The organism is Aliarcobacter cibarius (genome assembly GCF_013372265.1).
In the GTDB taxonomy this organism is placed as follows: domain Bacteria; phylum Campylobacterota; class Campylobacteria; order Campylobacterales; family Arcobacteraceae; genus Aliarcobacter; species Aliarcobacter cibarius.
The window spans coordinates 1,702,041-1,716,134 of sequence record NZ_CP054051.1 but is presented as its reverse complement, the minus strand read 5'-3'; the positions used below and the strand labels follow the sequence as shown (position 1 = coordinate 1,716,134).

Here is a 14,094-nt window from a genome sequence, read left to right as displayed (position 1 = left end):
TTCTCCTCCTTTATAGTATTTATTTAAAATTTATTTTAAAAGTGATTTTATTTCATCTTCACTAATATTACTTTCATTAAATTTAACAGCAACAACATTTTCACTGTTGTTAATATACCATTCTTCAACTTTTGTATTATCATTTAAAACAGTGGTATTTAACTTGTAATCATTTAAATCTAGATATAAAGTTTTTGTTTTTGAAGGATTTGGCATAGATATAATTAAAAATAACCATAAAATACAAACAACAGCAATGATTATAGAAAATGTTTTTAAATCAATACTATCAAGCATAATTCCACCTAAAACTCCACCAATAAATGTTCCTAAATAACCAAAAGAGTTAAATACTCCAAGAACACTTCCTCTTTGATGAACTTTTGCAAATTTTGAAGTTAATGATTGCATAATTGGTTCATGCATATTAAATCCAACAAAGAATACAACAACTCCAATAGAAAATACTAAAGCACTAGCACTAAATCCAATTATTAAATAAGATAGAATAAAGAATACTATTCCAAGAGCTAATATTTCTCTAAATTTTCCTTTTTTTTCAGCAATAATTGCAGCAGGTCCCATTGATAAAATACCAAAAATCATAGATGGTAAATATACATACCAAAGTTCACTTTTTTCCCAAGAATAATCTCTTGTTAAAATTATTGGAATAACTAAAAATGCAAAAGTCATTAAACCTTTTTGTAAAAAGTTTGTTATGTGCATTCTGTTGATATTTGCATTTCCTAAAACATCTTTAAAACTCAGTTTTTCATTGTAAGTGTGAGTTATTTTTGGAGGATTAGGAACTTTTTTTACAAGTATATAAATAGATGCAAGTGCTAAAATCATAGTGATATAAAATAGAACTGGAACACCAATAAATCCACCAATAAGAGGACCTGCTATCATAGCAATTGCAAAAGCAAGACCAATAAACATTCCCATTAAAGCCATAGCTTTTGGTCTTTCATGTTCTTTTACAATATCACTAATCATTGCAGTTACAACAGCACCAATAGCCCCAGCTCCTTGTAAAAGACGACCAAGCATTAAAGTATAGATATCTGTTGCAACAGCACATATAAGAGAACCAATAGCAAATAGAAAAAGACCCATAATAATAGTTCCTTTTCTTCCTAATTTATCACTCATCACTCCAAAAGGAACTTGAAAAATAACTTGAGTTAAGGCATACCCACCAACAACAATTCCAACTAAAGTTGCATTTGATCCTTCAAGACTTAACGCATAAACTGAAATAACTGGTAAAACAATAAAAAGTCCAAAAAACCTAAGAGCAATAATAAAACTCAAAGGCATAACTGATTTAATCATACATAATCCTAAATATATTATAATTTTTATAAGGATTATATAGGAAAATCAATAACATTAATATAAAGGCAAAATTTGAAGATAGTAATAGCTAGTGCAAATCAAGGAAAAATCAAAGAATTTAAAAAACTTTTACCAAACGATGAGGTAGTTGCTTTTAGTGAAATTTTAGGAAAATTAGAAATTGAAGAGGATAAAGATAGTTTTAAAGGTAATGCAATAAAAAAGGCGCAAACAATTTTTGATGAATTAGAAAAAAAAGGAATAAAAGATTGTGTTGTAATTTCTGATGATTCTGGAATTAGTGTTCCAGTTCTAAATAATGAACCAGGAGTTTATTCTGCTAGATATGCGGGAATAAATGCTACGGATAAAGATAATAATCAAAAATTAATTCAAGAACTAAATAGATTGAATTTAGAAATTACACCAGCTTTTTACACAGCATGTATAGCTATTGTTTATAAAAATGAAGTTTATAGTGTACATGGTTTTATGTATGGAGATGTTATAAATAAAGAGTTGGGAACAAATGGTTTTGGGTATGATCCTATGTTTATTCCAAAAGGATTTTCTAAAACTTTAGGAGAACTTGATTTTGAAGTTAAACAAGAGTTTTCTCACAGAAATAGAGCCTTGAAATTAGCAAAAAAAGTTTTAGACGTTATTTTATAAATCTATTCTATATTAATAATTTTAGTAACTCTAACATTGTAATCAAAAGATTTTACATATAAATTTATATGCTTTAAATCTTTTGATTTAATAGCTTTTATATCAAACAAATTATCTTCTATTTTTATTGATTCAATATCTTTTAAATCTATACTTTTAACATATTCTTCTAGAAAAATTAGATGGTTTTTTGCTTGAATATACAAAAATTGATTTTTTATATTTTCACTTTTTATTGCTTTTGTTTGTAAAATTTGAATAGAAAGAAAACTAAAAATTGTAAGTAGCAAAATAGTAAGAAGAAGTGTATATGCTTTTTTCATAAAACGATTTTCCATATTTGAGTTATTTTATTATCATAGTTTATAAATATCTCAATATGATCAGAGTTTTTTATTAATTTAAATTCATTTACTTTTTCTAACAAAATATAATTCTTAAAGTATAAGTTATTGTTTGTGAATGTTAACTTATCTAAATCTTTTATATTTTTTTCAAGAAATATTTTTGTACTTCTTAAATCGATTTTTGATATTTCTATATTTTGAATATTTTGATTTTCTAAATAAATCTCTTTTAGATATTTACTTGAAAATATAATAATAGTTGATGAAATAATTAAAGTTAAAAGTAATTCAAATAAGGAAAAACTATTTTTCATATTTAAAAATAAAAATATTTTCATCTTTGTAAGAGTAAACATTTACATTTAAATTTTCTGTTAAAGTCTCATTTTTTATTATATTTATAGTTTTAGAAGATTTTTGTAAATTTGAGTAACTCTTTGTAGCAAATATATTTTCCAAATCATTTAGTAGATTATAGGATATATCTTCACGTAAATTATCGTGACTAATTTTATTAAATATAGTCACGACAACTGATAAAATAGTTATGCTAATTAATGTTTCAATTAAAGTAAAACTATTTTTTTGCAAGTTCACAAGCTTTGTTATAAGCTTCATTAACAGCTGATATCATAGCATTTCTAACACCACACTCTTCAAGTTTAGAATAGCCAGAAGCTGTTGTTCCACCTGGACTCATAACAGAATCTTTTATAAATGATGGATGAGAGTGTTTTAGTAATGAAGCAGTTCCTACAAATAATCCCTGAACTAATTGAGTACTTAAATGTCTATCTAATCCAGCTTTAACCGCACCATCAGCTAAAGCTTCAGCAACTAAAGCTAAAAAAGCAGGCCCGCTTCCAGCAACAGCTGTAGCTATATCTAGTTGATATTCTGTATGAACCCAAACAGATTGTCCAATTGTTGCAAATATTTTCATAGCGATATCTTTTGATTCTAAATCTCCTGTAACTGTTGTCATAGATTGTAGTACACTAGCAGCAATATTTGGCATAGCCCTTACATAATTTTTTGCTTTTACTTGTTTTCTTAAATAATCCAATCTAGTTCCAGCTAGTATAGATATCAAAATATTTGCAGTTCCAACAAGTCTAACAGATACGCTTTCAAGAGCAAAAGGTTTTACACAAAAAATTATGTTTTTCCCATTTATATCCTCTTTATCTTCTAGTTGTTTTATCTCAATTTGAGGCATCTTTTCTTTTATGGCTTTTAATTTATTTATGTCCCTTCCTATCATTTCTACTTCATAGCTTTTTATTAATCCCATGGCTAAAGATTGTGCCATAACACCATTTCCAATAATTGTTAGTTTCATAATATACCTCAGTTAAATTTTTTTAATTATATCAAAAATTATAGAATAATCTTTCGATAAAGTAATTTTTCGATAATATAATGCTTTTATACAAAATAAGGATGAAATAATGGTAAGAAATCTTAAGTTTAAAAATTTATTATTGGCAGTTTGTGCAATATTTGTATTTAGTGCTTGTTCTTCAAAGAGTGAACAAGAGTACAATAAACCGGCACTATATTGGTATAATAAAATGATGCAACAAATTGGAATGAATGATTTAGATGAGGCAGATGATACCTATACATCACTTGAAAGTGAGCATAGAAACTCACCATATATTCCAACAGCACTTTTAATTTTAGTAAATGCACACATGGATGAAGAAGAGTATGCTTTAGCAAATTTCTACTTAGATGAGTATATTAAAAGATTTAGTTTGAGTAAAGACATTGATTATGTAAGATATCTAAAAATAAAAGCAAATTTTATGGGATTCAAAAATCAACATAGAAATCAACAACTTTTAGATGATACTATTGTTCAAATTGAAGAATTTAAAAACAAATATAAAAATTCACCATACATGCCTTTAGTAGATACAATTAATGCAAGAATTTATATGGCAAAAGCTTCAATTGATAAAGAAATTTCACAGCTTTATGATAGAAGAGGAAAACCAGAAGCAGCAAAAGTTTATCAACAAAAAGTAGAAGAATCTTGGGTTGATGAAAAAGAAATACAAATGGTAGATGTACCATTTTATAGATCATTATTTGAATAAAAATTTATACATTTTAATTTAAGAAATATGAATACTTTTTAGGAGTTAATAAAATATGCAATTAGAAAATTATGAAGATTTTCCACAAACAATACCATTAATTATAGAAGATGAATTATTTCTATATCCTTTTATGATAGCTCCAATTTTTTTAAGCGATGAGCAAAATATTAAAGCAGTTGAAAATGCAATAGAGTTTAATAAACTTGTAATTGTTTCAGTTTCAAAAACTGCAAATGAAAAAAATAGAGAAAAAGATTCTTTTTACGATATTGGAGTTATTGGAAATATTATGAGAAAAGTATCTTTACCTGATGGTAAAATAAAAGTACTTTTTCAAGGATTGGCAAAAGGGAAAATTATTGATTTTAATGAATCAAGACCACTTTTTGCTGCAGTTGAAAAAATAGAAAATGAACCATTCTCAAATGAAGCTATTAAATCATTAGTTGAAGTTGTAATTGAAAGTGTTAAAAAATTATCAAGATTAAATAGTAAATTTCCAGTTGATTTAATAAAAACTCTTGAAGAAAACGATGATGCTTCAAGAGTTGCAGATTTAATTTCTTCAGTTTTAAATCTTAAAAAAGATGAAGCATTTAAGTTATTTTCACAAACAAATTTAGAACAAAGACTTTTAGATATTATTGAAGTTATTAATAAAGAGATTGAATCTTATAAAATTCAAAAAGAGATAACTCAAAAAGTTAATTCAAAAATAGAAAAAACTCATAAAGATTATTTCTTAAAAGAACAAATCAAAGCTTTACAAAAAGAGCTAGGTGTTGATAATCAAAAAGAAGAAGAGATAAAATCTTATAAGAAAAAATTAAAAGCAAAAAAAACTTTTATGGGAAAAGATGCTTATAAAGAGACAAAAAGACAAATTGAAAAATTAAGTCGTATGAATCCAGATTCTCCAGATGCTTCACTTTTACAAACTTATGTTGAATTGGTTTTAGATATACCTTTTGGCGAATATTCAAATGAGAAGATTTCAGTTTCAAGCGTTGAAAAACAGTTAAATAAAGATCACTATTCTCTAGAAAAAGCTAAAGAGAGAATTGCTGAATATTTTGCAGTAAAACAGTTATTAGAACAAAGAAAAATTGAAGATTTAAAATCGAAAGGTACAGTTTTATGTTTTGTAGGACCTCCAGGTGTTGGTAAAACTTCTTTAGCAAACTCTATTTCTGAAGCTTTAAAAAGACCACTTGTTAGAATTGCTCTTGGTGGAATGGAAGATGTAAATGAGCTTAGAGGGCATAGAAGAACTTATGTGGGAGCAATGCCTGGAAGATTGGTTAAAGGTCTTATTGATGCAAAAAAAATGAATCCAGTTATGGTTTTAGATGAGATTGATAAACTAGGAACTAGTCATAGAGGTGACCCTACTGCTGTTATGCTTGAAGTTTTAGATCCTGAGCAAAATCATGAATTTAGAGATTTATATTTAAATTTTCCTATTGATTTGTCACAAGTAATTTTTGTATCAACAGCAAATGATATAAGAAATATTCCAGCTCCTTTAAGAGATAGAATGGAATTTATAGAGATAAGCTCTTATACACCAAATGAAAAATATCATATTGCAAAAGACTACTTAATCCCTCAAGAATTGGAAAAACATGGTCTTTCAAAAAATGAAGTTAGCATAAATAAAGCAACAATTGAAACAATAATTTCTAAATATACAAGAGAAGCAGGAGTTAGAAATTTAAGAAGAGTTTTCTCAAAATTATTTAGAAAAGTTGTTAAACAAATTTTATCAGATGAAAATGTTACAAAAGTATCAATAGGAGTTAAAGATTTAAAAACTTATCTTGATAATCCTATTTTTGAAATTGATCCTGCAGATAAAGAGAATTTTGTAGGGATTTCAAACGGTCTTGCTTGGACATCTGTTGGTGGAGATATATTAAAAATTGAAGCTATTAAATTAAAAGGAAAAGGTGATTTAAAAGTAACAGGAAGCTTAGGTGATGTTATGAAAGAGTCATCAAGTATCTCTTATTCTGTTGTAAAACTTTTAATAGATGAATGTTCATTAAAAATTGATGAGAAATTAATTCCTAAAACTTTTAAAGAACAAGAAGAAAATACAAAACTTGATATTAGTGAAATATATAAAAGATATGATATTCATCTTCATGTTCCAGCTGGTGCAACTCCAAAAGATGGACCAAGTGCAGGAATTACTATGGCGTTAGCGATAGCTTCAGTACTAAGCAATAGAAAGATTAAAGCAGATATTGCTATGACAGGTGAGCTTACTTTAAGTGGAAAAGTTCTTCCTATTGGAGGATTAAAAGAAAAATTAATAGCTGCATTTAAAGCAAAAATGACAAAAGTTTTAATTCCAAGAAAGAATTTTGAAAGAGATTTATATGATGTACCTCAAGAGGTAAAAGATGCTCTTACAATAAAAGCTGTAGATACGATAGACGATGTATTAAATGAGGCATTAATCTAATGCTTAAATTCTCAAAAAGTGATTTTACTGCTACAAATATTATAATATTTATTACAGTAATAGCTTATATTGTTCAAATAAACATTGAGCAGGGATCACTTTTTATGGGATTAAATTTATATTTTTTGGTTGGTGGATTTTTTTGGCAACCAATAACTACTATTTTTTCTCATGGAGGAATTGCTCATCTTGGTATGAATATGTTTGTTTTATGGCAATTTGGGAACTTAATCGAAAAAGCAAGAGGTGCTAAAAGTTTTGTAATTTTGTATTTAGTAACTGGAATTTTAACTTCTTTGTTATCCTTCTTATATATTTTTTATGTTGATGTTAGAGTAAATTTAGTAGGTGCAAGTGGAGCAATTTCTGCAATTTTGGGTTATGTTGCTTATTTTGATAAATCTCAAAGAAGTGGAATCATCACTTGGATTTTACTTATATCAGTTGCTCCACTTCTAATTGGACTTCCAATAGCTTGGTATGCGCATTTTATAGGTCTTTTTGTTGGATTTATTTATGCAATAATTCATAAACAGATTTTACAAAGTAGATTAAAAAGATAAAATGACAAAAAAAGTGTATTTAGCAGGTGCAGGCCCAGGTGATATTGAGCTTATGACTTTGAAATCAGCTAGAGTTGTAAAAGAGGCTGATGTAATAATTTACGATAAATTAGTAAATCCAGAAATACTTAAAATGGCAAAAGAAGGGTGTGAGTTTATTTTTGTAGGAAAAGAGTATGCAAAACATCTAATGCCACAAGAAGAGATAAATGAGATAATTTATCAAGCTGCTTTGAAATATGAGGTTATTGTAAGATTAAAAGGTGGAGATCCTTTTGTTTTTGGTAGAGGTGGAGAAGAAGCTTTATATCTAAAAGAAAAAGGAATAAAATTTGAAATAATTCCTGGTATTACTTCAAGTATTAGCGTTCCAGCATATGCTGGAATACCTGTTACAAATAGAGGGTATACTACGTCTTTTAGAGTTGTAACTGGACATGAAGATCCTAATAAAAAAGATTCTCAAATAAATTGGCAAAGTTTTGTTACAGATGAAACAATAGTTTTTCTGATGAGTATTCATAATATTAAATTAATTACAGATAAATTAATAGAAGTAGGAAAATTATCTACTACACCTTGTGCAATTATCTCAAGAGGTACAACAAAAGAGCAAAAAGTTGTTGTTGGGACTTTAGAAAATATAACAGAGAAATCAAATGGTATACCAACTCCTGCAATGATTGTTGTTGGAGAAGTTGTTAAATTAAGAGAAGATTTGAAATGGTTTGAAGAAGTGTAGCATTTTGCTACATTCTTTTATTATGTTATTTTAAATTTTTTAGAGTAGTTATTAATTTATTTGATACTTTTATTAGTTCATTTGAACTGTTTTTCGTAATTTCTGCTTCTTTTTCCGTTTCCTGTGCTGAAAGTGATACTTTCTGCATTGTTTTTGATACTTCATTTAAATTATAAGAGCTTTGTTTTGCACTGTTTGAAAGTTCAAAAGAAGTGTTTTTTTGTTCAACCATAGATTGTGAAATATCCTTTGACATACTATTTATTTTTTCAATAGTATCATCAATCCCATGAATAGAATTAAGAGATTCTTTTACTAAGGATTGAATAAGTTCAATTACCGAAGTTATATTTTTTGCTGCTTCATTTGATCTTGTTGCTAAATTTCTTACTTCTTGTGCAACAACAGCAAATCCTTTTCCAGCTTCTCCAGCTGTTGCTGCTTCAACTGCTGCATTTAAAGATAATATATTTGTTTGAAATGCAATTTGAGAAATAATACTAATTGTATCACTAATTTTTGTTGATTCTTCATTTAATTTAATCATTGCTTTTGCACTCTCTTTTGATTGCTCTTTAGCTATTGAGGCAATTTTCTCGCTATTTGCTGCATTTTGAGAAATAGATGTAATAGATTGAAGCATATCATCAATTTTTTTACTTAAATCTAGAATCACATTATTTAAATCTTCAGTTGAATTTGTAACACTAAGAGAATTTTGCATAGAAGATTTTGATTCTTCAAGCATCTTTGTTGAGGCAATTGAAAGATTATTTAAAGAAGAGCTAAACTCATTTATATCTTTTTCAATTTCAATCATAGTGTTTTTTTTATCAGTTATATCTATAGCATATTTTACTACTCTAAAAGGATCACCATCTAAATCTAAAATAGGGTTATAAGTAGCTTGTATCCAAACTTTTTTACCATTTTTACCAACTCTTAGGTATTCTCCACTATCAAATTCACCACGATTTAATTTTTTCCAAAACTCTTTATATTCATTTGAGTTTTTATAAGATTCTTCACAAAAAATTGAGTGATGTTTCCCTATAACTTCATCTTTCATATAGCCAACGGAACTTAAGAAGTTATCATTTACATTTAAAATCTTTCCTTCCATATCAAACTCAATAACTGCATTTGATTTATTTATTGCTTTTACTTGTCCAATGTAATGCAGATTTCTTAATCTATTTTTTGTAATATCTTGAGCAAGTTTAATTATTTCAATAACTTTACCATTTTCGAAAATAGGCATATAAGAAGCTCTTAGAAAGATGTAATCACCATCTTTTTTTACTCTTTGAAACTCTGCTGTTATAGTTTCACCAGCTCTTAATCTTTTCCAGCTTTCTTTATACTCTTTTGTATTACTAAATTTCTCATCACAAAACATACTGTGGTGTTTAGTAACAATTTCATCTAAAGTATAGCCCATTGCTTTTAAGAAATTATTATTTGCTTTAATTATGTTACCATCGGGATTAAAGTATATTATTGCATAGTTGTCATCTATAGCTTTTTTTAAAAGTCCATCCTCTTTATTTGTTTTAAAAAACATAGAAACTCCTTTATTTAGAGGATGATTATATTAAAAGTAAAATTTCATTTACCTTTAAAAAATAATGACTCTCGAATTATTATTTCTTATATTTAAAATTTAGTTTAAGTTAATATAAGTTATTGTAGCAAAATTTAATATATTAGGGGAAATTTATTGAATAATGAGATTTTTTTAGACAAGGGAACTATAATAGTTTCACAAACAAATGAAGATGGAGTTATAACATTTGCAAATTTTGATTTTTGTAAAATTGCAGGATATACATTGGAAGAACTAGTCGGGAATCAACATAATATAGTTAGACATAAAGATATGCCAGCATGGGCATTTGAAGATCTTTGGAAAACAATAAAAGCGGGAAAGATTTGGAAAGGTATAGTAAAGAATAGAACAAAAGATGGTGGATATTATTGGGTGAATGCGACAGCTTTTAAATCAAAAAATCCTGATGGGACAACAAGATATGTATCTGTTAGAGTTAAACCAACAGAACAAGAGATACAAAATGCAAGAAATTTGTATAAGTTAGGATGAAATATGTTTTTTAGAAAAAAATCAAATAAAGATATGTTAGAAACTTTAACTCAAATAGAAAAATACTTAAATAGTGAAATAAATTATATTGATATGAATTCTGTGAAAGATAATGATGAAGTATCGAAAAAATTAGATAATATTTGTAGAATTTTAAATAAAAAAAATGATGAAGAGTTGCAAATTTTTGGTGAAATTATGTTAGTTTCAGAAAAACTTGCAAGTGGTATAGTAAGTGATCGAATAAATTTTACAAATAGTTCAAATTTTAAACTAAATTATATTGCAAAAACTATTAATAATCTTGCAAATGATTTAGAAAAAAGTATCTCTTTAATTAAGCAAACCCTTCTTTTATATGGGAAATATGATTATAGAGAAAAATTGGATGAGAGTTTAGTGAAAAATGATTTTAGAGTTTTATTTGAAGAAATAAACACTCTTAGAAAAACTATTACTGAAATGTTGATTGAAAATAAATCAAATGGATTAACATTACAAAATAGTTCGAAAGTACTTTTGAAAAATGTTGATAGTTTAAATATCTCATCATCAAAAGCAGCTGCTAGTTTAGAAGAGACATCAGCCGCTTTGGATGAAGTTACAACAAATATAAGAAACAATACACAAAATGTTTTAAAAGTTGCAAGGCTATCTCAGAGTATAATAGAACAAGCTCATAAAGGAGAAAATTTAGCTTCAAAAACTTCAGCTTCAATGCAAGATATAGCAAGAGAAGTAAATTTAGTCAATGAAGCAATAAGTGTGATTGATCAAATTGCATTTCAAACAAATATATTATCTTTAAATGCAGCAGTTGAAGCAGCAACAGCAGGTGAAGCTGGAAAAGGATTTGCCGTTGTAGCAGGAGAGGTTAGAAGTTTAGCAAGTAGAAGTGCAGAAGCTGCAAAAGAAATAAAAAATATTGTACAAAGTGCTACAAAAAAAGCGAATGAAGGAAATGAAATTTCAAGCCATATGATAGATGGATATAAAGAGTTGTATTCAAGTCTAAATGAAGCAATAATTTTAATAGATGATGTTCAAAATTCAAGCCAAGAACAGTTAGACGCTGTTGAACAGATAAATAGTGCAATAGCAACTATAGATTCACAAACACAAGAAAATGCTAATGTAGCTTCACAATCACATGATGTAGCAGTTACAACAGATACAATATCTACGTTAATTGTGAAAAATGCAAATGCAAAAGAGTTTGAAGGAAAAGATAGTGCCAAGGCAAAAAAAATAAGAAGTAGTGAATACTAACAAATAATAGCAGAAAATTATTTTACAATATGAAAAATTCATTATTTAGTTTGAAAATTATATTTTTGATTTTTCTAGTTTTATTATTTTTTGCTTTAAATTCAATTTTAGCTAGAATGGCTATTTCAACTCAAAATATTGATGCTTTTAGCTTTACTTTATTGAGAATTATTTCAGCTATGTTTATATTATTATGTTTGTGTTTTTATAAAAATAAAAGTTTAAAAATTGATTTAAAATCAAATTATCTTAGTGGATTTATGTTTTTTTTATATGCAATTTGCTTTTCATTTTCATATACTAATATGTTAGCAGGTATAGGGACATTAATTCTATTCGCTGTTGTACAACTTACAATGATAATCTTAGCTTTATTTTTTAATGAGAAATTGACGTTTAATAAGATAATTGGGATATTGATAGCTTTTTTGGGATTAGTATATTTACTTTATCCAAAATATGATTTTGAAATTTCATATTTTCATACACTTTTGATGTTTTTATCAGGAATTGGTTGGGCAGTTTTTAGTGTACTTGGTAAAAAGTCACAAAATGCAATTGTAAATGCAGCAGATAGCTTTCTAAAAGCTTTTATAATTGCAATTATATTTGCAATTTTTTATATTTTAGTTTTTAATAATGATTTAAAAATCGACTTTTTCACTTCTTTTTTAGCAATAATTTCAGGTGGTATTACAACAGCATTTGGAGTATTTATTTGGTACATAGTTTTACCAAAAATAGAGATTATGACTGCTAGTGTAATTCAATTGTTAGTTCCTATAATTGCAATATTTTTAAGTACTATTTTTTTGAAGGAGGCTATAACTTTTGAACTTATAGTTTCTTCTTTTATAATTATCTTTGGTATATTTTTAGCTTTAAAAAGAAAAAGTTTGTAGTTGAAATTTATTTTTTGTGAAGATTTAATAACCTCTAAAAGAGGTTATTAATGTCTTGTTGTGATATTTTTTGAGTTAATTGTAGCTATTAATTTTTTAACATTTTCTACTTTAGACTCTTCTTCTTCAATATTATCTTTACTATGTAATGTGAAAATATCCATTTTTTTATCAAGATAATTTGTTGTAAATATACCATCTTTGAAATCTTGGTCTCTTACAATTTCTCTATGAAGAGGAATATTTGTAGGGAATCCTTCTATATAGAACTCATCTAACGCTCTAGTTGCTTTTTTCACACAACCTTCCCAGTCAAGTGCCCATACGATTAATTTTCCAACCATTGAATCATAGTTTGGTGGAACTTTATATCCTGTGTAAAGTGCAGAGTCAAGTCTTACTCCAGGACCACCTGGTGTTAAATATCTCTCAACAGTTCCAACAGAAGGCATAAATCCTTTTAATGGATTTTCAGCATTTATTCTGAACTCAATAGAGTATCCTCTAAAGTTTATTTCTTCTTGTAAGAAAATCATTCTACTACCTTCAGCAATTTGAATCATTCTTTGAATAATATCAACTCCAGTAATAGTTTCAGTTACAGGGTGCTCAACTTGAACTCTTGTATTCATTTCAATAAAGTAGATATTGTCATCTGGATCAAGTAAGAATTCAACTGTTCCAACACTTTCGTATCCTAGTTTGAACATAGCTTTTGTAGCAATTCTATATAACTCTTTTCTTGCTTCATTATTTAATCTTGGACTTGGAGCAATTTCAATAACTTTTTGATGTCTTCTTTGAATAGAACAATCTCTTTCTCCAAGGTGTAAAACATTTCCATATTTATCAGCAATAACTTGAATTTCAATATGTCTTGGATTCTCAACATATTTTTCAATAAATGCTTCACCTCTACCGAAATATTTTTTTGCTTCATTTGAGGCACTTTCAAATAGTTCTTTGAAGTCTTTCTCTTCTCTTACTATTCTCATTCCTCTTCCACCACCACCAAATGCAGCTTTAATTATAACTGGGAATCCAATTTGTTTTGCAATTTTTGCACCTTCTTCAATATCAATAATTGGCTCATCAGTACCTTCAAGAACAGGAACTCCAACTTTTTTCATAGCTACTTTTGATGCCATTTTATCACCAAATAGTTCGATATGTTCAGGTTTTGGACCAATAAAAATAATTCCATTTTCTTCACAAGCTCTTGCAAAATCAGCATTTTCACTTAAAAATCCATATCCAGGGTGAATTGCATCACAATCAGATTTTTTTGCAATTGAAATGATTTTTTCATAATCTAAGTATGCTTGAACAACATCTCCTAAAATAGGGTAACATTCATCAGCTTTTCTTACCCAAATACCCTCTACATCAACTTCAGAGAATACAGCAACACTTTTAATCTCAAGCTCTTTACAAGCTCTTATGATTCTTAGTGCAATCTCTCCTCTATTAGCAATAAGTACTTTTTTGATTTTTTTCATATACTCACCTTTTAAAAAAATATTATCGAAATTTTAGGGTATTTTTCTCTTTTATTCTTCTTATTTTTTGTTAATTT

Annotated in this window: 15 protein-coding genes; 8 read left to right on the top strand and 7 right to left on the bottom strand. The window is 27.3% G+C overall.

Annotated elements, in window-relative coordinates:
• Positions 1-30: 30 nt before the first annotated feature.
• A complete protein-coding gene (locus ACBT_RS08650) occupies positions 31-1,341 on the bottom strand; it encodes an MFS transporter (protein WP_024775929.1) in 1,311 nt (436 codons plus the stop codon).
• 75 nt (positions 1,342-1,416) lie between these two features.
• On the opposite strand from ACBT_RS08650, the gene ACBT_RS08645 reads away from it, so the two are divergent.
• The gene (locus ACBT_RS08645) at positions 1,417-2,016 is read left to right on the top strand and encodes a non-canonical purine NTP pyrophosphatase (RefSeq protein WP_024775930.1); all 600 of its coding nucleotides are present in this window, start codon (positions 1,417-1,419) and stop codon (positions 2,014-2,016) included.
• A 2-nt stretch (positions 2,017-2,018) separates the two neighbouring features.
• Here the strand turns inward: ACBT_RS08645 and ACBT_RS08640 are convergent, their stop codons facing one another.
• The 4 genes from ACBT_RS08640 to ACBT_RS08625 are packed head-to-tail and all read right to left on the bottom strand — an operon-like array spanning position 2,019 to position 3,705.
• Entirely contained in the window at positions 2,019-2,339 is a 321-nt protein-coding gene (locus tag ACBT_RS08640) for a hypothetical protein (protein WP_024775931.1), read from the bottom strand.
• Positions 2,336-2,677: a hypothetical protein gene (locus ACBT_RS08635; protein WP_024775932.1), complete on the bottom strand. Its 342-nt coding sequence runs from the start codon at positions 2,675-2,677 to the stop codon at positions 2,336-2,338. The genes ACBT_RS08640 and ACBT_RS08635 overlap by 4 nt, the downstream gene beginning before the upstream one ends.
• Positions 2,667-2,954: a prepilin-type N-terminal cleavage/methylation domain-containing protein gene (locus tag ACBT_RS08630; RefSeq protein ID WP_024775933.1), complete on the bottom strand. Its 288-nt coding sequence runs from the start codon at positions 2,952-2,954 to the stop codon at positions 2,667-2,669. Before ACBT_RS08630 ends, ACBT_RS08635 begins: the two co-directional genes overlap by 11 nt.
• Positions 2,941-3,705: a pyrroline-5-carboxylate reductase gene (locus ACBT_RS08625; protein WP_024775934.1), complete on the bottom strand. Its 765-nt coding sequence runs from the start codon at positions 3,703-3,705 to the stop codon at positions 2,941-2,943. Before ACBT_RS08625 ends, ACBT_RS08630 begins: the two co-directional genes overlap by 14 nt.
• 109 nt (positions 3,706-3,814) lie before the next feature.
• Here ACBT_RS08625 and ACBT_RS08620 point away from each other — a divergent pair, with 109 nt between their 5' ends.
• Genes ACBT_RS08620 through cobA form a run of 4 tightly spaced genes read left to right on the top strand, consistent with a single transcriptional unit; the run spans position 3,815 to position 8,246 of the window.
• Positions 3,815-4,468: an outer membrane protein assembly factor BamD gene (locus ACBT_RS08620; RefSeq protein ID WP_024775935.1), complete on the top strand. Its 654-nt coding sequence runs from the start codon at positions 3,815-3,817 to the stop codon at positions 4,466-4,468.
• A 55-nt stretch (positions 4,469-4,523) separates the two neighbouring features.
• The gene (lon, locus tag ACBT_RS08615; RefSeq protein WP_024775936.1) at positions 4,524-6,941 is read left to right on the top strand and encodes an endopeptidase La; all 2,418 of its coding nucleotides are present in this window, start codon (positions 4,524-4,526) and stop codon (positions 6,939-6,941) included.
• Positions 6,941-7,504: a rhomboid family intramembrane serine protease gene (locus ACBT_RS08610; protein WP_024775937.1), complete on the top strand. Its 564-nt coding sequence runs from the start codon at positions 6,941-6,943 to the stop codon at positions 7,502-7,504. The genes lon and ACBT_RS08610 overlap by 1 nt, the downstream gene beginning before the upstream one ends.
• A gap of 1 nt (position 7,505) precedes the next feature.
• Positions 7,506-8,246 (top strand): uroporphyrinogen-III C-methyltransferase, encoded by a 741-nt coding sequence (gene cobA / locus ACBT_RS08605; protein ID WP_024775938.1) that lies wholly within the window; start codon positions 7,506-7,508, stop codon positions 8,244-8,246.
• Positions 8,247-8,271: 25 nt separating this feature from the next.
• Here cobA and ACBT_RS08600 read toward each other — a convergent pair whose 3' ends face one another.
• Positions 8,272-9,810: a methyl-accepting chemotaxis protein gene (locus ACBT_RS08600; RefSeq protein WP_024775939.1), complete on the bottom strand. Its 1,539-nt coding sequence runs from the start codon at positions 9,808-9,810 to the stop codon at positions 8,272-8,274.
• Positions 9,811-9,966: 156 nt separating this feature from the next.
• On the opposite strand from ACBT_RS08600, the gene ACBT_RS08595 reads away from it, so the two are divergent.
• From ACBT_RS08595 to ACBT_RS08585, 3 genes are read left to right on the top strand one after another with little or no spacing between them, the layout of a single operon-like run.
• Positions 9,967-10,347, top strand: coding sequence for a PAS domain-containing protein (locus tag ACBT_RS08595; protein ID WP_024775940.1), 381 nt, complete (start codon positions 9,967-9,969; stop codon positions 10,345-10,347).
• A 3-nt stretch (positions 10,348-10,350) separates the two neighbouring features.
• Positions 10,351-11,616 (top strand): methyl-accepting chemotaxis protein, encoded by a 1,266-nt coding sequence (locus ACBT_RS08590; protein WP_024775941.1) that lies wholly within the window; start codon positions 10,351-10,353, stop codon positions 11,614-11,616.
• A 29-nt stretch (positions 11,617-11,645) separates the two neighbouring features.
• A complete protein-coding gene (locus ACBT_RS08585; RefSeq protein ID WP_024775942.1) occupies positions 11,646-12,518 on the top strand; it encodes a DMT family transporter in 873 nt (290 codons plus the stop codon).
• A 47-nt stretch (positions 12,519-12,565) separates the two neighbouring features.
• On the opposite strand, the gene ACBT_RS08580 is transcribed toward ACBT_RS08585, so the two are convergent.
• A complete protein-coding gene (locus tag ACBT_RS08580; protein ID WP_024775943.1) occupies positions 12,566-14,017 on the bottom strand; it encodes an acetyl-CoA carboxylase biotin carboxylase subunit in 1,452 nt (483 codons plus the stop codon).
• Positions 14,018-14,094 lie beyond the last annotated feature (77 nt).